The 21,778-nt window shown below is 35.9% G+C and carries 8 protein-coding genes; all 8 read left to right on the forward strand.

Annotated elements, in window-relative coordinates:
• Nucleotides 1-79 precede the first annotated feature (79 nt).
• The 8 genes from QL232_RS03325 to QL232_RS03360 all read left to right on the forward strand — a co-directional run bounded on the left by QL232_RS03325 (nt 80) and on the right by QL232_RS03360 (nt 21,745).
• Complete coding sequence (locus QL232_RS03325; protein WP_281613073.1) at nt 80-4,198, forward strand: right-handed parallel beta-helix repeat-containing protein; 4,119 nt, start codon at nt 80-82, stop codon at nt 4,196-4,198.
• A gap of 345 nt (nt 4,199-4,543) precedes the next feature.
• On the forward strand, nt 4,544-7,723 hold the full coding sequence (locus tag QL232_RS03330; RefSeq protein WP_168882568.1) for a TonB-dependent receptor: 3,180 nt from the start codon (nt 4,544-4,546) through the stop codon (nt 7,721-7,723).
• A 15-nt stretch (nt 7,724-7,738) separates the two neighbouring features.
• Nucleotides 7,739-9,379 (forward strand): RagB/SusD family nutrient uptake outer membrane protein, encoded by a 1,641-nt coding sequence (locus QL232_RS03335; protein WP_281613074.1) that lies wholly within the window; start codon nt 7,739-7,741, stop codon nt 9,377-9,379.
• A 52-nt stretch (nt 9,380-9,431) separates the two neighbouring features.
• Nucleotides 9,432-11,405, forward strand: coding sequence for a hypothetical protein (locus tag QL232_RS03340; RefSeq protein WP_281613075.1), 1,974 nt, complete (start codon nt 9,432-9,434; stop codon nt 11,403-11,405).
• A gap of 354 nt (nt 11,406-11,759) precedes the next feature.
• Nucleotides 11,760-13,325: a sulfatase gene (locus QL232_RS03345; protein WP_281613076.1), complete on the forward strand. Its 1,566-nt coding sequence runs from the start codon at nt 11,760-11,762 to the stop codon at nt 13,323-13,325.
• 15 nt (nt 13,326-13,340) lie between these two features.
• Nucleotides 13,341-16,271, forward strand: coding sequence for a sugar-binding domain-containing protein (locus tag QL232_RS03350; RefSeq protein WP_281613077.1), 2,931 nt, complete (start codon nt 13,341-13,343; stop codon nt 16,269-16,271).
• A gap of 102 nt (nt 16,272-16,373) precedes the next feature.
• The gene (locus QL232_RS03355) at nt 16,374-20,180 is read left to right on the forward strand and encodes a cellulase family glycosylhydrolase (RefSeq protein ID WP_281613078.1); all 3,807 of its coding nucleotides are present in this window, start codon (nt 16,374-16,376) and stop codon (nt 20,178-20,180) included.
• A gap of 128 nt (nt 20,181-20,308) precedes the next feature.
• Nucleotides 20,309-21,745, forward strand: a complete 1,437-nt coding sequence (locus QL232_RS03360) for a sulfatase-like hydrolase/transferase (protein WP_281613079.1) — start codon at nt 20,309-20,311, stop codon at nt 21,743-21,745.
• Nucleotides 21,746-21,778 lie beyond the last annotated feature (33 nt).

Here is a 21,778-nt window from a genome sequence, read left to right on the forward strand (position 1 = left end):
AGCATTGAAAATAGTGAAATAAGGGCCATAGATGAGTAAAGCAACTACCTTTTGCTAAATTTTAATTACGATGAATGAAATGAAAATTACCACTAATTTTTTTATCATATTTTTTGTCCATTCCCTTTTTTTTGGAAGTCAATTATATGCCACAGATTATTATATCGATGCACAAAATGGAAATGATACCTATAATGGAACATCTGAAAAGACTCCTTGGAAATCACTTCAGAAAGTCAATACGATCACCTTATCTGCCGGAGATCATGTATATCTAAAGTCAGGACAAGAACATAAAGGACAACTCAAGCCAAAAGGCAGTGGAACAGAGGCATTACCTATTGTGATTACAAAATATGGTGGAGATATTCTTCCAATCATTAATGGTCAAGGTTACAGAGCTAATATTTATCTGAATAATGTAGCAGGCTATGAAATCCTTGATCTAGAATTTATTAATGACGGAGGTGATGCTTTAGATGATCATGAAAAAACGGACATCAACAGGGCTGCAATATATATTACATCAACTTTAAAAATTGAAAAGTATTTTTTGCTGAAAGGATTAAAAATTCATGACATCTATCCAAAAGGACCAACAGTAGATGAAGACGGGGATCCCACTTATAATGGTCAAGCATTAACCATTTCTACTTCTTCTAAAAACCCTACATACATCGAGAAGTTGATTATGGAGGATTGTGATATTTATGATATCGGATATAGAGCAATCACAACGGGGAGATGGTCTAGAGAGAATACAGAAGCAGCCTATTTATATCATAAAGATTTTGTATTGAGAAATAACAACATCTACGATATCGGTGGAGCTGGAATAGTACCAATTCATATAGATGGTCTATTAGTAGAAGGAAATACTACAAACTATACAGGATCCACCAAAGACCCTAGAATGATTGGTAGAGGGAGTGGAATTTGGCCACTTTACTGTAAAAATGTTGTTATCCAACATAACAATTTCATGCGAGCAAGAGGCAAAAAAGATTCTTGTGGAGCACATGTTGACATTGGGAATGAAAATACACTTATCCAATACAATTACAGTTATGATAATGAAGGAGGATTTGTAGAAATTCTAGGGAAAAATATCAATACGATTTATCGCTATAATGTTAGTGTAAATGATGGATGGAGAGTTAAAAATGATCGATCACCTCAGTATGGTGTGATCTTCTGGATGTCGGGATATGCCGGAAATGGTGAACCTAATGAAGGGTCTGTCAATACTCAAATTTACAATAACACCATTTATGTTGGAGAGGATATAACAACAAGAATATTAATGGATTATGGAATGGATACCCACTTTAAAAACAATATTGTAATAAACGATGGGGAATTAATCTATTATGAAAAAAGAGATATTGGTACTCACTTCGACTACAATTATTTCTATGGAAATGATATAAAATTGCAACAAAGTAATAAACCAATGCCTTATGGAAGTAATGATGTTGTTGGAGTAGATCCACAGGTATTAAATGCAGGTAGTTTATTGGATAGAGATTATAGGATCAAATCAACATCACCAACGATAGGGACAGGGGCAGTAATAGATGAAAATGGTGGTCTAGATTATTGGGGGCAAGATTTACCGAATGGTAAACCGACAATAGGTGCTTATGAATATAATGTTACCTCTTCAGGAGACTTACCGACTCAATTTTATGTAGATGCTGAAAGAGGAGATGATACGAATTATGGGAATGACCCTAAAGCAGCCTATAAATCACTAGAAATGATAAATAAGTTATCTCTAGTGCCTGGTGATAAAGTATTTTTTAAAGGAGTTTTTGAGGGTGCTCAATTGAATATCAATAAAAGTGGATCAGAAGAAAATCCAATAATCATTGCGGGAATTTCAGAAGAAGAAACTCCTACACTTGTGATGAATGCATCCACTTCAGCAATAACATTAACAAACGCTGATTATGTAAAAATTCAAAACCTTAAGATTGAAAAAGGAGAAGGTAATAATCTTCAACCTTCAATAAAAGGTGTTTTCAATAATGCATTGGATCATCATGATTTATCATTTGAAAACATACATATTTTTAATACAGCAGGGCATGGCTTTTCTTTTGTACCTGATAATGGAAACTTAAGTAATTTGAGCTTTAAAAATGTAAGTGTAAGTAACTCAAAAGGAAGCGGACTAGTAGCAAAGAATGTATCAAACATCACAATTGAGTCTGGTGAATTTTTAGACAATGAAGGTTATGCTTACCTTTTTGATGGGGAAAATTCCATGGATATCTATCGAAATAGAACAGTAAATAATGCATTAGGAGTGCTGTCTGCTTCTGAAGATGGTCAAAATATTGTTGCTCGATTTAATATCTCAATTAATGATGGACTATTTGATGCTGATGGAAAACTATGGAATATTGGTTCAAATTCATCTTTTAAAGGCTTCAATAACACGGTATATATTCCAATAAATAGAAACTTAAATGTAGTTGTCGGTGATCAATCGTCTGTAGAGTTACGAAACAATTTATTTTATCATGATGGCAAAATCACTTTTGATTTACCATCAGCTTATACAGCAGATTATAATGCATTTTTTGGTATTTCTGAGAAACCATCATTCACTTTTGGTGAACATGCAGTTTTTGAAGATCCTTTGGTAATGGATAAAACTTCTGTAGAGGCAGAAGGGTTCATTTTGTCACGAACTTCTCCTTTAAATAAGGCAGGAGAGATGATTGAAAATATTGGCCCTGTGGATTATTTTGGAGATAATATTGAGAATATTTCAACATGGAATATTGGATTCAATATGGTCGCTTCAAATGAAATTGTTGGAGACAGAGTAGACCCAGAAAAAATTTATATTGATCCTGTAAATGGAGATGATGAAAATGATGGGTTTTCCCCAGAACAAGCATTAAAATCATTAGAGCAATTATCAAATACTAGAATTATTGCAGGAGATGAAATACTGTTGTCAACAGAAAGTGTTCACCAAGGACAACTTCAAATTATCGGTTACGGAACCCTGGATAAGCCAATCAAAGTAACGAATTGGGGTGAAGGGTTAGCAACGGTGAAGGCTTCAGGTACAAATACAGTACTTCTAATTGAGGATCAAAGTAACATTGAATTTGAAAACCTATCATTGACAGGGGCCATTTATGGTGTAAATATTCAGCAGAATGATTTTCCTATTTCTGGTGTCTCATTAAAAAATATTGAACTAAAAGGACTTAGTACTGGAGTGGTAGTCAATGGAAAGTCAAGCAAAGTGAAAAACGTTGAAATTGAGGGATGTACATTCGATGGGTTGTCCTCTACTGCAGTAATTTTGAGAAATACAGAAGACTTTAGTTTAACCGCTAATTCATTTATTGATATTCAGGGAAATGGAATTGTTTTGGAAGAAGATAACCATGGTGCTACGATTACGGCCAATTCATTAATTCATGTAACAGCGTCGGGTATTAAAACAGAAGGGAAGCTTTATCAATCAGAATTGAGCTATAATCTATTTGTAGATAACCTTGGTGAGTTATTGATAGATGCAGCTGAAGGAACAGAGAATGCCTTTCTTCACAATACGTATTATACCAGCCAAGGAAAGAAACAGAGTATTCAATTTACAGAAAACAGTGAGTGGGATGTGATCAATAATATCTTCCAAGTTGATGGTAGTGTTGAGGTGGTTATTGCAGAGAAAATCAATTTTGTCAATAACAATATTTACGGAGTTGGCATTGAGTTTTCAGGTTATCCAATAGACGATAAAAACACCTATGATAATCCTTATTTATTAGATGCTGGTAGTAGTGATAAAGAAGAATATATGGTCTTTGCAAATTCTAGTATGATAGGTGCAGCGACACCGATCGTTACAAGAGCGACATTAGATGTTTTAGGAAATGAAATATCAAAAGTTGGTAGTGATCTAATGGGTTGTATTCAGATCAATTCAGAGGATGAAGTAACGAGTATTTCTGAGGATATTAAGCATTCTAAATGGATAGTGTACCCCAACCCCTCTATTGGAAAAGTACAAGTTAACCTTGAGGAGGGAGCTGTAGTCGAAGTCATAGCTTTCAATGGTAATAAATTTTCAAGAAAGGTAGTTAATGGATCGATTGATCTTGAGGATTTACCTAGAGGTGCTTATATTCTATGTTATCAACATAATAGAACAAAATTGATCTTGCGTTAGTATTGGGATGAAATGTTAAAAAACGGGCTAATCAGAGAGTTTAGTCCGTTTTTTTATGATTAATAGTACGTGTATTTGTGAAGAAATTTAAATTTTTTTAAGATTGTATAGAATACCAATTCTATTTTACAATTCTTTTAAACACGATTTTGTTCCAGCCACCAAAAGGTAAAGTCAATAAAGTACTACTTTATGTATAAAGGTGTAATGAATACGCTAATAATATATATGATATTTGAAGTGTAGGCTAGTTATAAGAATCTATTCAATATCTGACAACAATGACTATTCTTTCTACCTACTTTATGAGGCTTCCCTCTTTTTGAAAAATGATGATTAGATGAAATGAACACTAACTTATTTACTATTTTAACAGCATTCTTGTGTTTTGTAAGTATGTCCATTACAGCACAGGATGAATTCACACTGAAAGGTGTGGTAAAAGATGCCAACAATGAATCTTTACCTGGGGTAAGTGTCATTGTAAAAGGCACCAACTCTGGAGGTATCACCAATTTTAACGGTGAATTTTCCCTTCAAGCAAAATCTGGCGATACTTTAGTTTGCTCATTTATTGGCATGAAAACTAAAGAAGTAGCGGTAAACAATGAAAGCTTTATCACAGTGACTTTGCAAGAAAATGTAGAGCAACTAGAGGAAGTTGTAGTTACTGGCTACGGTGAGATGAGAAAAAGAGACTTAACAGGTTCCTTAACCCAAATTGATGAATCGACAGATGTAAAAACTCAATTCTCTACCGTAGACGGACTTTTACAAGGTCGTTCTGCAGGTGTACAAGTGATTGGTAACGATGGTAGCGCAGGTGGTGCTACTTCCGTTAAAATCCGAGGAACCAACTCATTAAGAGGTAATAACGAACCACTTTATGTTGTAGATGGTGTAATTGTATCTACTGCAGGTGAAGGTATGAGTAGCCCTTTTGAAGGTGGTGAAGGATATGCTATGGGTGCACAGAATGGACTGGCAGGTATCAACCCAAGAGATATTGAATCGATGGAGGTGTTGAAAGATGCTTCTGCAACAGCGATCTATGGTTCTCGTGGAGCCAACGGTGTTATCCTAATTACTACTAAAAAAGGTGAGAAGGGAACAGAGAAAGTTACTGCTTATGCCAATACCTCTATTTCTCAATTCCAAAGAGAAATTGATGTTTTAGATGGACATGAGTATGCCGCGTTTATCAATGAGATCAAATTACAACAAGGTACTCGTCCGATGTATAACATTGATCCAGTAACTAAAGAAGTTTCTAGTTTTAATAATGGAGACGTATTCAAGTCTGTAAATTGGCAAGATGAAGTATATCAACAAGCCGTTAGCTACAATGCGGGAGCAACACTAAGTGGTGGATCTAAGAAGTCAAACTATTACATAGCTGCAAACTATAGAAATAATCAAGGTCTTCAATCTATTGCTAGCGTTAACGGTGGTGACTTAAGAATTAACTACAGTAGAAATGTAAGTGATAAGTTTAATTTCAATATTAAATCATCACTATATTATTCAAGTGGTTCTTACTCTCAGTCTGGTTTATCTGCAGGTGGTAATGCTTCTATTGTAACTCAGGCAATCATGTCTAGACCATTAGAAGGAGGTTCACTAGCAGATGGTGATACTGAAAATGAGGATACGAATAATACACCTCTAACTAGAATGTTAAGTACCGATGATCTTACAGAAGAACTTCGCTCTCAGTTATCGTTGAACATGAAATACAAGTTCAATAAATACCTTACTTATAACTTAAGAGCTGGTGCAGATATTCGTCTAAAAGATAGAGAAGTTTGGTATGGACCAGGTACTACAAGAGGTGACAGATCAAATGGTACGTACAATCAATCGTCACAAGATCGTAGAGCATTTACTATCGATAATTTATTGATGTATAACCGTACTTTCAATAAGAAGCATAGAATCAATACTACTATTGGTGCTACTTACGATGGTGTACTACAAGATAATCAGGTTTATGGTGTCGCTGACTTCGGAAACAAGACATACAGAACTGAATTCCCTCAATTAGGTAGAACAGTGATTATGCCTTTCTCAAAAACAAGATCTGATTACACAGTATTATCAGGTTTAGCAAGAGCAAATTACTCTTTTAAAAATAGATATATTCTTACTGCTTCAGTAAGAGCAGATGGTTCTTCAAAATTTAGACCTGACAGACAATGGGGTTACTTCCCTTCATTATCTACGGCATGGTACATCTCGGACGAACCTTGGATGAAAGGCCTAAAGACATTATCTAACTTAAAATTAAGAGCAGGATGGGGTCAAACAGGTAACCAATCTGTTCCTCCTTACAGATCGTGGCAAAGTTATACAACAGGTAGATATGTAGATATCAATGGAAATACAATTACTACAACAAATCCTATTAACTTTGAAAACCCTAATATTACTTGGGAAACAACGGCACAAACAAACGTTGGTATCGATTTAGGTTTCTTTGATGATAGAATCACATTAGTAACAGATATCTATTACAAACAAACAGATGATCTTTTACAGCAAGTACAAATTCCTAACTCTTCAGGATTCGGAAATTACTTAACCAATAGAGGTTCTTTAGAAAGTAAAGGTATTGAGTTTGCACTAAGCACAGTAGCATACGACAAAAACGACTTTAAATTAGAAGTAGGTGGTAACATCTCTTTCAATAGAACAGTGATTACTGACTTAGGTGTTCCTCCTTCAACATTCTTCTTGAATGGTAAAGAAGTAACAGAACAAATGATCCAAGGTTCTAATATTGCAACAGGTTATGTATTAAAGGCGCCAGCTAACATTTTCGTAGTAGGTGAGCAGTTAGGATTAATCTACGGATATGAGACGAATGGCATTTATAAGTCAGCAGAAGAAGCTGCAGCAGGTGCTCCAATCAATGATAAACCAGTAAAAGCAGGTGATGTACGTTTTGTCGATCAGAACGGTGATGGTAAAATTACACCAGATGATAGAACGACAATCGGTAATCCAAATCCTAAATTCAACTATGGTATCAACCTTAACGCATCGTATAAAAACTTAAGTTTAGCGGTACTATTTACAGGAGTTTATGGCAACGATTTATTAAATTCTGGAATGGCATTCTATGGTTACCCAGATCCGATGTGGAACAGTAACAACGTTAGAAGAGACGTTTATCAAGACAATTGGTCAGAATCTAATACAAACGGTAATAACCCAAGAGTGGGTTATGGTTACACAGACGGTTACAATAACCTAATTAATGATAGAGTGATTGAGGATGGTAGTTACTTAAGATTATCTACTGTAACATTATCGTATAATGTTCCTACTGCTAAACTAGGGATGAAGAAGGTGAAATACTTAAATGTATACGCGACGGGTAGAAACTTATTCTTACTAACGAACTACACAGGTTATGACCCTGAAATCACTTCTTACTTATACGACGGTACTATTCTAGGTGTAGATTGGCAAACAATGCCTAACCCAAGAACGTTCATCTTCGGTTTCAACTTAACATTCTAAAATCTACCTACTAACATGAAAAATAATCAGATCTTAAAATATATAATTCTTCCACTTTTAATATTGTCATCTTGTACAATTAAGGAAGAACCACCATTGGCAGATAAAGACCTTATTTACCAAGATGTTACAGCAAAGAAAGCAGTACTGGATGGTGTGTACGCTTTAATGATTGATTTTCCAGCATACAAGCAAGGGTATCATGATACCAAACAAACACACTCAGGTATTTTAAACTCGAAACAGTCTGCACAAAGAACAACTTTCGGTTCATTAAACATGGACCCAACGTTCAGTGGATTAGACAACAGCTGGAACAGTTATTACTCGGCAGTTTTCAGACTAAATCAATTTTTATATGATGTGCCTTTAACAGAAGAGTCTACAGATTCGGAAAGAGATTTAATTGGTAATGCACATTTCTTAAGAGCTTTTCAGTATTTCCATATTGTAAGATCTTGGGGTGATGTACCTTTAGTAACGTCTCCTACATCAGAAGAGACTATACACAATGCGAAATCTTCTAAAAGTGATGTATACAAGCAAATTATTGCCGATCTGAATGTTGCTATCGATAATATGAGTGAAGCAGGTATTGCTCCAGGATACCCAAGTGTACATGCTGCAGAGTTCTTATTAGCGAAAGTATACATGTGGATCGCTTCTGCAGAAGATAGTGGAGAAGAAGAGATGTTAATCAGTGGTATTCCTTTTGAAACAGATACGACTACGAATGTAGAATTAACGTATTGGCAAAGTGCAAAAGCACATGCAGATAAAGTATATGGAATGTATTCATTAGTACCTAACTATAATACATTATTTGATGCAAAAGAAGGAAACCAGACTTCAGAAAGTATTTTCGAATTAAACTTTAACAGTGAAGTAGCTCAAGTATCTTATACAGCGATTTTCACTCCTAATAACTACACAAAAGGATTGAATAACTACGGTAGAATCGTAGTGAATCCAGAAGTATATACAAAGCATATCAATACGCACCCTACAGATCCAAGGTTTATCAATAACTATTTATCAGAATACATTGGTTATGCTAGAGATCAAGCAACGGGAGAGGTAGTTGAATCTCAATGGCCAACAGTGATGAGAATTCATACTGAAAATAGATTGACCCTAAGAGAGAATCAAGTCGGTAGTGGTTATGGCAATTTAACGAAGCATATAATCAAGGATAGAGACCAAACTACATTGGACTCACCACAAGGATTTATCATTTATAGATATGCAGACTTGCTATTAATGCTTGCCGAAATAGAAAATGAACTAGGTAACTCTAGCCAAGGTGAAGTATACTTAAATGAAGTTCTTGAAAGAGCAAGAAACTCAGCAGAAACACCATCATTTGAGCCAGAAGGTGTAAACGGTCTTTCTCAAGTAGAGTTAAGAGAGCGTATTTACAACGAAAGAGAATTTGAGTTGATAGGTGAAGGAGAAGACTGGTATGAAGCAAGAAGAAGAGGGTTTGCTTTCTTCACTTCTCATGTCATCGAACCGCATAACAACTTTATATATTTCAATGAAAACATTGATGTTCTGTTTAATACAACAAGAAAAGGGATGTTACTTCCTATTCCATTAAACGAGATAACAAATAATCAAAAAATGACATCTGCAGATCAGAATTTCGGTTACTAAACCAGAAATAACTCAGAGTCATAGAAATTGAAATAAGTAAGAGATTACAATTATGAAAAAGATATTTTTATATAGTGTTATTGCTCTTTTAGCAGCATTAGCATCTTGTACAAAAGAAAAAGAGGTACTGGAAGATGTGGAGACGGACATCTCTAACCCTCCAAGTCAGGTGCAATACGATGGTGTGATCACTGGTTATGCAGATACTATCGCATCGGCCTTACCTTCGATGAACGGAACAACCAATGTCATCTTTGGTATTGAAAAACCGGTAAGAATCTACATCGATGGTGAAATGTATGATTACGCTACTGGAGTTTATGATAGTGCACAAATTCAAACGCTTTTCTCTACAGCAGAGAAGGATGGAAATGTTTTGATTTCCAATTCCCTTCAAATGGATGTAGCAGAACTTCCTTATGGAGATTATGTTGTGGATGTTTACACTGACTACAGAGGTGGTACAGTGGTACATGACTCGGCCATTACATTCCATTTGATTAATCTAGCAGTAGCTTTGGAAAAAGACTTGTATGAGTCCGAATTAAAAACTTCTGACTTAGGAGTGTTCCAAACTGTAAAAGGTATGATTACTGATCCTGAAGAAACAGAATTAGAGATCACTTCTTATAAATTAATGGACAATGCACCTGAATGGTTAAGTATTGATTCATTATCTGGTGAAATTTCTAAAAATACAGTGTATCTAGATACAGGTGACTATCAGTTTGGAGTGATGGTAAATACAAATATTGGTGGTAAATATTTCGATAGTACAGTAGCTGTTACTGTTGACCCATTGGATATTACAGTGACCTACCCAGAAGTAGATCTAGCATTCTTACATTTAGGAGAAGTATCTTCACCAACAGTTGCTGGAGGAGAACTTTCGGATGCCGACCCTAGTTCATTTAGATACAGCTTTGTCGATGAAGTAATAGGCTTTTCTATAGACTCATTAACGGGTGTGATCTCTAGACCAAACTTATCTAATTCTCAATCAACGAATAATATTAGAGTTGTATTGAAAACGGATATTGGTAATACATTGGTATCAACAGCTGTGGTGAATATTGCTCCTAAACCTGTTATGTCATTTACATCGGGAGGTAATGCAACCACGAAAGTGACAATGTCTCCTTGGACTGGGTTTACTGATTTACAAATTGTATTAGACCAATTAAGTGCAAATAATCAAACATATAGCATCACTTCAGACATTGAAGGTTTAACTGTTGATGCAAATACAGGTGTTATTTCGATGGCAGAAGAGCAAGCGGTAGATGTTGGAGAATACTTAATTTCTGTTGATGTTTATGTAGATGGTATCGATGAACCTGTTCCATATAGTGATGTGTATACTGTTGTAGTAGAAGTGAAATCATTCGATTATACAGGCGGAATTGAGAACATCAACCAAGATATACTTACGGCAGAATACAACGGTGTGAGAGCATATGAATACTCTGGTTTGGTACAACCGGCATGGGCTCAGACAAAAATGTATGCGAACTCTGTAGATGCATCGGCTTCTATTCCACATGTGAAAACAGTATTTGGAGATGCAGCAGCATTTGAATTAGGTAGAATTGGTGTAGTACAAAGAATTCCATTGGACGGTACAAATGGTAGAATTAAGTCGATCCAATTTAGTTACCTAGAAGCAGCATCTGTATTGTATGGAGCAGGTGTGAACTTCACTAGAACAGTAGAATTATCTTACAAAGAAGTAGATGCGTCTAACTATGTTGCAGATGATTGGACAACAATAGTAACAGAAGGAGATGAAAACGGATGGAGTTCTGGTTATTTTGATGGTATCCAATGGGGAATTACAAATGCTAGACCTTATTTATTACCGTCTGAAGCAACGAAGATTGAAAGACCAATTGATGTAAGCGAATCTGATAGCGATCATTTATTCGTAGGTATGTTCTTTGATATGCATATCAAAATGTGGGTAAACTTTGGTATCGCAGATATCAAATACACAACTATCGAAGCTTACAATGCGATCTTTGAATAGGTCTCTCTTCACTTTATAGTTAAATTCATAGAATTGTTATATATCTTAAGGCTATTCCTTTATTGGAGTAGCCTTTTTTGTGTTGCATAGTACTATTTTTTCTAAGGGAATTAATGGAAAGCCATGATTAAATTACATCCACTTTGATCTATTCTGTGCTACAATTATCTTAGATCATAGAAAATCAGTCAGATTTTTTCAAAATCAACAGACATTTAATAGCTCAAAGTCAATAATGTGCTACTTATAGTGAATTAGTGTTGAATACTTACGTTCCAAACCTCCGATATTTACAATATTAATTGTGGAACTTACAATTCTGACAACTATACAAATAACAGATAGCTTATTGAAATGAAATTACTTTTTTTATTACTTACTCTAACTTCCTGTTTTGCAGTACTTGCAAAGGATAAAAAACCGAAGGCACAACCCAATGTTCTTCTGATTATGGTCGATGATTTAAACGACTATGTTGGTTTTCTTGGTGGTCATCCACAGACAAAAACTCCAGGAATGGATGCTTTGGCAAGTGAGTCTGTAGTTTTCACTAATGCATTTTCTAACAACCCTATCTGTGCTCCTTCTAGAGCAAGCTTTTTTTCTGGGTTATATCCACATACATCAAAAAACTTTGGGTTTAAGAAATTTCAGAAGAATCCAACTTTGATGGGTTCAAAGACAATGATGGAAATGTTCAGAAGTAATGGATATACTGTAGTTGGTGCAGGAAAACTGATGCATCATCACGATAAAAAATTATTTGATGAATATGGTGATAAATCAGATTTCGGTCCTTTCCCATGGAATGGGGAGAAAATATCGGGACACCCAAGTGTTCCTGAAGCTTTCAGAAATGTAGGAACGCTAGATGGTAGCTTTGCTCCATTAACGGATATTCCAGAAGTGAACGGCTACAAAGGTTGGTACGACAAACAAAATGGATGGCCAATTACGGTAAAGCCATTTAAATATATAAATGATGATAATAGAGATAAGATGCCTGACGAAGTTAAGGCTGCTAACATCAAGAACTATATAAAGAAATTTGAGAAAAGTAATTCAGACAAACCCTTCTTTATGGCAGTAGGTTTTAACCGTCCTCATACACCTTTGTATGTGCCTCAGAAATATTATGACATGTTTCCATTGGAGTCAGTACAATTGCCTCAAATGCTTTCTGATGTAAAGAAAATCAATTATTACACACAGAAACAAGGAAATAATGGACACAAAGGGACAGAGCATTTTACCAAACTTATTGAAGGTTTTGATGGTAAAAAAGAATATGCATTAAAGAAATACATTCAGGCTTACTTGGCATGTATTGCCTTTGTTGATGATCAGATTAATGATGTGCTGACTACTTTAAAAGAATCTGAATTCGCAGAGAATACAATTGTAGTATTAGTATCTGACCATGCTTATGAAATGGGAGACAAGGACTACTTATACAAAAATGCACTTTGGGATAATGCAACAAGAATTCCAATGATCATTCATGAGCCAGGCATGAAGAAAACACAAAAGGTAGATCAACCTGTCTCTTTAATTGACATCTATCCTACGTTGGTAGACTTGTGTGGACTAAAAGGATCAACAATAAAAAATGAAGAAGGTCGACCATTGGATGGAAATAGTATGCAACCCTTATACAACAACAAGGCAGGAAGTTGGGAAGGTAAAGAATATGCACTCAGTGCAGTAACAGGGGGCCAAGGAGATGTGGTGAAAAGAAATCACTTCTCAATTCGCACAAAAGAATATAGATATATCTGTTATGCCAATAAGACAGAGGAGCTTTATGATCATACAAAAGATCCCAATGAATTTAATAATGTGGTAGATGATCCGGCATATGCGAAGGTCAAAGAACAATTATCAAATCAGCTTCTACAAGAAATAGGGTTGGCAAACTAAGAGAATTATAAAAAAATGGACTACAATTATATAAAGAGTTTATTATTAGGAGGGATACTTTTGTTGTTAGCAAATTGTCTCTACGCTCAAGACGAAATGTCATTGAATGGTCAATGGAAAATTATTTATGATGATAATAATGAGGGGAGAGAGAAAAACTGGATCTATGGAGAAGGTTTTGATCAGAGTAACCTTCAACAAGATATTTCAGTGCCCAGTTGTTGGGAAGAGTTCAAACAAGATTATGAAGGTGTTGCCATTTATAAGACAGAGTTTGAAGTTCCTGCAGGTTGGAAAGGAAAGAACATTGCTATTCAGTTTGGTGCAGTAAACTATATCTCAGAAGTTTACCTTAATGATGAAGTGGTTGGTTACCACAAAGGTGGTTTTACTCCTTTTGAGTTTAGAGTAAACAAAACGATTAAAGCAGGTGAAAAAAATACGCTAATTGTAAGAGTAGTATCTCCAGTATTGTATTCCGACAAGGTGATTGACGGTATTGGACCACACCAAACACCCATGTGGAGAGGTGCATTAACGGGTGGTATTTGGCAAGATGTATCACTAAGAGCTACAGATGCTTATGTTGTAGATGATGTATTTATCCAAACAGATTACAAATCAGGTGATGTATCGTTTGATTTGGGTATTGAAAACACAACAACAGCGAATCAGGATGCTGAAGTGATTGTCAATATTCTTGATAAAGACAAAAAAGTAATCCTTTCGAAAAAAGAAAACTTGGCTTTAACACCAGGTGTAAATGATTTAGATTGGAAACTGAATATTGAAAACCATCAGAACTGGGGACCTAAAAATCCATACTTATACACTGCTCAAGTACAGATAGTAAAAGATGGAAAAGTATCTGATCAGAACGATATCCGTTTTGGTATCAGAGAGTTCACAATAAAAGATAAGAAATACTACCTAAACGGTGAGGAGTTTTATTTAAAAGGAGCATTCTTCGAAGGCTTGTACCCTACAAAATTGGCGTACATGGATTCTGAAGAAATGGCCAGAAAAGAGATTCAATTGGCTTTGGATGCTGGGTTTAACATGATCCGTCCTTGGAGAAAACCTCCTCCAAGAAAGTGGTTAGACCTTTGTGATGAAATGGGTGTGTTAACTGTAGGTTCTTTAGCTATTGAATGTATGCACCGTCCTATCGCATCGCCAATGTTACCAGATATGGTAGAGACAGAAGTAAGAGAATCTATCTTAAGAGATAGAAACAGAACTTGTGTGATCCAATGGGAGTTATTCAATGAATTATGGCAACCTGTTTTAATTCAGATGTTACACCCAATGGCATTATTGGCAAGAGATTTAGACCCAACGCGTCTTGTTCTAGATGAATCTGGTGGATTTGCCAACGGAGCCAACATCTACCAGCCTTATGAAAAAGTAGCGATCAAATTCTCAGATATTCATACTTATCCTGGATACAATTTCAATGACAATGCTTTCCAGAAAATGAGACAGGTATCTTGGACAAAAGAGGAGAAAAAGGCAGCGGGATATCCAAAACTAAAATCTCCTGGTCATAAGAATAAGCCAGGTGCTATGGTGTTTGTTTCAGAAATTGGTTATGGTTCACTGCCAGATTTAGAAGCAAACAATAAAGAGTTTGCTGCAAAAGGAAATGCGTTGGCTCCAATGTACAGAGAACACAAGCGTTTGGATGAAGACTTCAACAAAGTATTGGATGCATCAGGTATGCGTTCGGTCTTCCCAACACTTCATGATTTAATAGTTGCTCAGCAAAATTACCATGGTACGTTGAACAAAAGAATGCTAGAAGCATCTCGTTCTAACTACCTAACTGCAGGATACTGTATCCATGCATTGTCTGATGGCGATTGGATTATTGGTGGTGGTATCATTGACTTATGGAGAAACCCTAAAGGAAATGTATACGAGTACACTAAAATGGCCAACCAACCTCAATTAGTGATTTCAAGAATCAAAAACAGAAACTTATTTGAAGGAAAGACTTCTAAGTTATCATTGGTAGGTATCAATGAGTATGCGGATGAAAAAGTGACTGTTGAAATGAATATCACAGATGAAGAAGGGAAGTTAGTATCACAAGATAAGGTGAAAGCAGACCTTACGCATGGGGTTTCTGATCTTCATATCGGTACTTTACAGACAAAAGGATTAAACGGTAATTACACTCTTTCTTCTGTGATGAAAAATAAGAAAGGAGAAGTGATTGCATCAAACAAAGAAACATTCTCAGTATTTAATGAGGCTGCATTGGCTGTATCTTCAAAGAAGGTATTGTTATTAGAAGCTGATAATAAATTGTCGACTTACTTCACTGCTAAGGGGATTCCTTTTGAGAAATTCACAGGCAAAAACAAGAAAGGCCAATTGGTTATAGTGGGTAAATTGGGAACGGATGACGCTTTTAAAACACAAGTAAAAGCGGCAAAAGCATATGCTGAAAAAGGCGGAACAGTCTTCTTTACTGAAGTAAAAGGTAAAAAAATCAATGAGACTAAACACAGAGAAATTCCAGATGAGTTACAATCTTCCGACAATTTCCCTTACAATGCTACACTAATTCCTGCCAATGGTTTATGGCATAATGCGGCACCAATTGTAACGGACCATCCTGTATTTGCAGGGCTACCTACGAATCAATTTATGGGATTGGAATACACTGCTATTGGTACAACAACGGCAATGATAATGCCTGAAGGGAAGAATATTGTAGGTGTGATAACTCATGACCGTTTTCCTAAGCAAGACAAAATGTTGAGAAACTATATTGGAGTGGGTAAAGTATATTTTGATTCACACATGTTGGAGACAGAATATGGTAAGGGCAAAGTAATTTACTCTACACTAAACCTAAGAAATGGCTTGTCATTTGATCCTGTATCGCAAAAGATCATGAACAATATCTTAAGCCATTACGGTGAAAATATGCAATAAGAAACAATTGGAATCATGTACTTTAATTTATAGAGTACATGGTTCTTTTTCTATTTTTTATCTCTTATTTTTTTTACGAGCCAACACTTTAAAATTGATTAGATGAAAAGATTACTTATACTATTACTATCAATCTGTACTTATTCTTTGGTATATGCACAACGACCATTACGTTTTAAAAGTCCCACTTTAATAACGAATGGAGCGACTGTAATCAAATTAAAAAATGATGGAACACTGGGTGAAATCACACACAATGGAGTGAAGATCATTCAAGGTGCTGCAGTAGAAATAATGAAAAGCGAAACTTTACTGAAGGGAGTGAAGTTTAATGAAAAATCAGAATATGCCATAGTTGGTCAGACATTGACGATTACCAATGCTTTTATGCACAAAAAGGCAGAGCTAAAACTGATTTCTAAAGTGGGAATTGAAGGTCAAGGGTTGGTTGTTGAACATACACTCGAAGGGAAAAAAGGATACTCAGTAAGTGCGGCTCAAGTGTATTTTACTTCAGAAACTTTTGATGGACAAACTTATGCGATCAACGATAACAGAGCACCTCTTTTATCAAAAGCGGATGCAAAAGGAACTTGGAATGTTTTTAAGAACCCAACACCGTCGATTAAAGTGACAATGGGTGAAAATGTAGGTACACAGACAGACGTTTACTTTAGAATGATGACAGGTAAAGTCTCTATGATTCTTCCTACTGTTAGTGAATATTTCGACGATTATATCGTAAAGTTAATTCCAACTACTCCAGGAAAAGTGGCTTACTATATTGCATTACCAAAAGGAGGACCATCACAAGGAACGGCTAAAACGGAAACTAAAAAGAATACAAGTGTAGCACCACTAAAAGTGGTGAATTCTCAGATGATCAAGAACAATAAATCATTGGTGAGAATGAAAGACATAGGCATAATGGGAGACGTTATGCATGTTGGCAATAGCCTAGTCAATGGAGCTTCTTTATCGATTAAAAAAGACGGTAAGATTGTCAATATTCCTTTTGCGATTACAAAAAATGCGAAAGTAGAAGGGAATAAATTAGTGATCAAAAATGATTTCAAATACCAAGGTGATTTATTTGAATTGACAACTACTGCCATTGCTGGGAATGGATATGTGGACTTCAACTACAAGCTAAACGCACCAAGTGAGTATACATTTGCTGGTATCACCTTCTTTATGGACTATAATACTTACAAAGGAATACCATTTAAGTTGGATGGTGCAAGTTTTAAATACACTCCAAAAGAGCAAGCCAAAGATTGGCATTATGTTGTTTTTGGTAAGCAGGCAAAAGTATTTACAGCTTCAAATCAAGAGGGAACAGATGCCAAAATTGAATACACTAAAGGTTCAGCTGGCAAGATGGATGTAATCGTTCAAAGAAATGGTTTCTTTAAGGATTACATGCTAAAACTTTGGACAACAGACACAAGCAATGGCTTGAATGTTAGAATAACAATGCCTGTTGGAGGTGAATTGAAACTGCCTGAAGGTGTTAGAATGAACGAAAATCAAGTCGTTAACGGTGGCTTTGAAACAGGTACTCGCGATTGGGGGGTAACTTTCGATGCTTTTGATGCCAACTCAACATTTACATTGGATGATCAAGACAAGACAGAGGGGAATAACTCTTTATTATTGGATGTAAAGCAGATTGAAAAACCTATCAAAAAAGAGCAACAAAAAGTATCTGTAACCTCAGAGTTTATCAAATTGGCGGGGTCAATGGAAATGACATATTCATTGGATATGAAGTCTTCTGTTGCAGGGTTGCCTGTGAAATTGAGAGTAAACTACCAACAAACGGATGGTGTTGCCAATAAGGGTACTATCTTTTTGGAAAAACCTGTGAAGTTAACTTCTGAATGGAAACGATATACTTTTAAAGTACAATTGCCAAAAGGTTTGTACGATGCTTTTTCTGTAAGCATTGTTGCACCAAAGGTGAAGCCCGATACTAAAATCTGGATGGATGCAGTTCAGTTTACACCAGGAGAAAAGACGACGTATGCTGCGACAAAGAAGGTTGAAATTGGTGGTGACACTCCCAACGAATTCAATTTATACTCTCCAGGTGAAGACGTAAAATTGATCACAAAAGTTAAAAACAATACGAAAGGAGAAAAGGCCCTTAAAGTGAAAATGACGGTCTTAGATCCTGATTATTATAACGTACTTCAACTAGAAGAAAATGTAACTGTAAAAGGGAATACATTATTAAGTCAGCCTTTCTCTAAAGAGATTTTCACATCACAAAAACAAGGTGCATACAGAGTTTATATTTCTGTGTTGGAAGGTGATAAAGAAATAGACAACTACTATTATTCATTTGGTATTTTAAAGCAGGTGGAAAATAGATCAGTGAATACTGCCTCAAAATTTGGTCTTCATATGGGAGGTCATCATTATTTGGATGCTATTAAATTGGCAAGTAAGGCAGGTTACACTTGGTTAAGAAACGGTTCTTTCTACAACAACTGGAGTATGATCGAACGTAACAAAGGCCAATACAATAACTACATGATCCGTTGGAATATGGGTGTTATTGATATCTTGGAAGGTTACGGATTAACTCCACTTGGACAGTTAGGTGTGCAAGTGCCTAAATGGGCTTCTTCTGCACCAAAAGGAAGTAATGAGTGGAAATTATATCCACCAAAGCCAGAGTTTTTACCTGATTATGCGGCCTATATTAAGAAGATGGCAGAAACCTTTAAAGGAAAAGTACATGCTTACGAAATATGGAACGAACCTAATGGAACACCATTTTACAGAGGTACGGCACAAGAATTTGCTCCTTTATTAAAAGAGGCTTTTGTAGAAGTAAAGAAGGTAGATCCTGATGCTGAAATATTGGCATTTGGTCTAACTCACTACGGTAAAACAGCGAAGAATTTCTTGAATGATGTGTTTACAGAAATCGGATCAGACTATTGCGATGTGGTGTCGTTTCACCCTTACACCGAAGGAAGGTTAAGTCCTGATAAAACACATGTTGCACATCAGTTCGAAGATATTAATAAAGACATTAAGAAGTTTGGTAAAGAGAAGCCACTTTGGGCAACGGAATACGGTTTCTTCAACCCTCAAAAAGGTTCTCATACGTTCACTCCTTTCAAAAATAAAGATGTGCCAAAGCGTTTAGTTTCTGAAGAGGAAGCGGCAAGATTCTATGTGCAAGAAACAGCGACTGCTTTTGCAAACGGTACAGAAAAAGCCTTCTACTTTATCTTTCAGGAAGGTGACATTGCCAACCGTTGGTTCCATGGCTTTGTGGGTGTAAATGGTACTCGTTTAAAGTCGATTTACTTCTCGGGTGCAGCCATGGTAGACAATCTTGATTTTACGAACTGTCTTGGTTTGGAAAAAATCTATGAAGATATATCAGTTTCAAGATTTGAAAAAGACGGTCAGTTTACTACACTTTTATGGAAAACGGATGGAGGCAAAGACGTTGAAATCAAGACGTCAAAAGCATTAGAACTAGAAGATATCAACGGTAATGCATATACATTATCACCTAGAAATGGTGTTGTATATGTGACCATTTCTGAAGACCCATTGTATATCAAAGGTGATATCACAAAAGACAAAATCTCGCCAGCCAAATTCAATTTGGGAGAGTATGTTCGTCAGGTAAACCCATCACAAGAAGCAGGTTTGAAAGTAGAAGGAAAATTCCCCACTACCTTGGAGGCTTCACTACAGTCGGGTATCCTAGACAAAGTAGAAACAACTCCTCTAAAGTCATCAATCAATTTCAAAACATCTAAAAATGTGCTTAAAAATGAGCGTTATAAAATGCATGTAGAATTGATAGAAAATGGTAAGGTTGTAGGTAAGTTGGAAAGAATTTACTCTACAGAAATGAACAATAAAAAAGTCTTATAACACTACAAGAGAAGCAACCTCAATTTTATGTCAATATAGGTTTGTTTTGTGCTCATCTGTTCTGCTAATTAGTTTGTATCATTACATAAATTAAACAGAGCAGAAGAACTATTTTTTGAGAATTGAATATGAAAAATTTATTACTGGGAGGTATGATCATTTCGATGTGTGGAGTGATAGCTGCCTTTAAAACTTCTGAAGTTAAAAAGAAACGTAGTAAGCCCAATGTTATTGTGATCATGTGTGATGATCTTGGTTACAGAGATGTAGGTTTCAACGGTTGTAAAGATATTCCAACACCTAATATAGATCGTATTGCAAACAATGGTATTCGTTTCACCAATGCCTATGTTTCCTACTCGGTTTGTGGTCCGTCTAGGGCAGGGTTTATAACAGGTAGATACCAGCAGCGTTTTGGTTTTGAAAGGAACCCACAATATAAAGCGGACGATCCGAATATGGGTTTACCAAAATCTGAAAAAACGTTGGCAACAGTCTTGAAGACTCAAGGCTATCATTCTGGAATCATCGGCAAGTGGCACTTAGGAGCACATGAGTCGAATCACCCCATGAACCGAGGTTTTGATGAGTTCTATGGTCACCTTGGTGGCGGTCATTCGTATTATCCTGAGCTGTTGACAATCGAAGATAGTTATGGTAAAGATTTGAATGAGCCAGACAGCTACAAGACTTGGATCATGAAAAACCATAAGCCTGTAAAAACAGATAAATACCTAACGTATGAGTTTTCTGATGAAGCGGTTTCTTTCGTAAAACGCAATGCAGACGAACCGTTTTTCTTGTATTTGTCATACAATGCACCGCATACACCAATGCATGCTCCAAAAGATAGATTGCCTCAGTTTGATCATATTAAAGATCCGAAAAGAAAGAAATATGCAGCCATGGTTTCTGCAGTTGATGAAGGTGTGGGTAGAGTTTTAGATCAACTAAAAGCATCGGGAATTGAAGAGAATACTATCATTTATTTTTTGTCTGATAATGGTGGTCCTGAACCAAAAAATAAATCAAACAACGGGGAGCTTAGAGATGGAAAGGGCAGTGTTTACGAAGGTGGTTTTAGAGTGCCTTTTGCGATGTCATGGCCGGGTCACATCAAGCCAGCTACATACGATAACATGATTTCTTCTTTAGATATTTTTGCTACTACAGTAGCACTTGCAGATGCAAAAATGGATGTAGAAAGACCATTGGATGGAGTGAACCTTGTACCTTATGTGACAGGAAAGGATACTGGAATGCCACATGAAACGATCTACTTAAGAAAGTACGATCAGAAGAAATATGCGGTGAGACATAAAGATTATAAAATCGTTAGAAGTTTTGCAGATGGAAAGAATGTGACTGAGCTTTATGATTTATCTGCAGATATTTCGGAGAAAACCAATGTAAAAAGTCAGCATCCAGATCAAGTGAAATTGATAGAAGACCTGAGAGTACAATGGGATAAAGAACTGATCGATCCAATCTTTTTAGGGCTTATTCATTCTGATTATTGGAAAGCCAAAGCAGCTAAAAAAGCAAAGAAAAAGAAAGCACAATAACCTTATATATTTTAGAAAAGAGGAGTGATTGAA

The organism is Flammeovirga sp. SubArs3 (assembly GCF_947387565.1).
GTDB lineage: Bacteria > Bacteroidota > Bacteroidia > Cytophagales > Flammeovirgaceae > Flammeovirga > Flammeovirga agarivorans.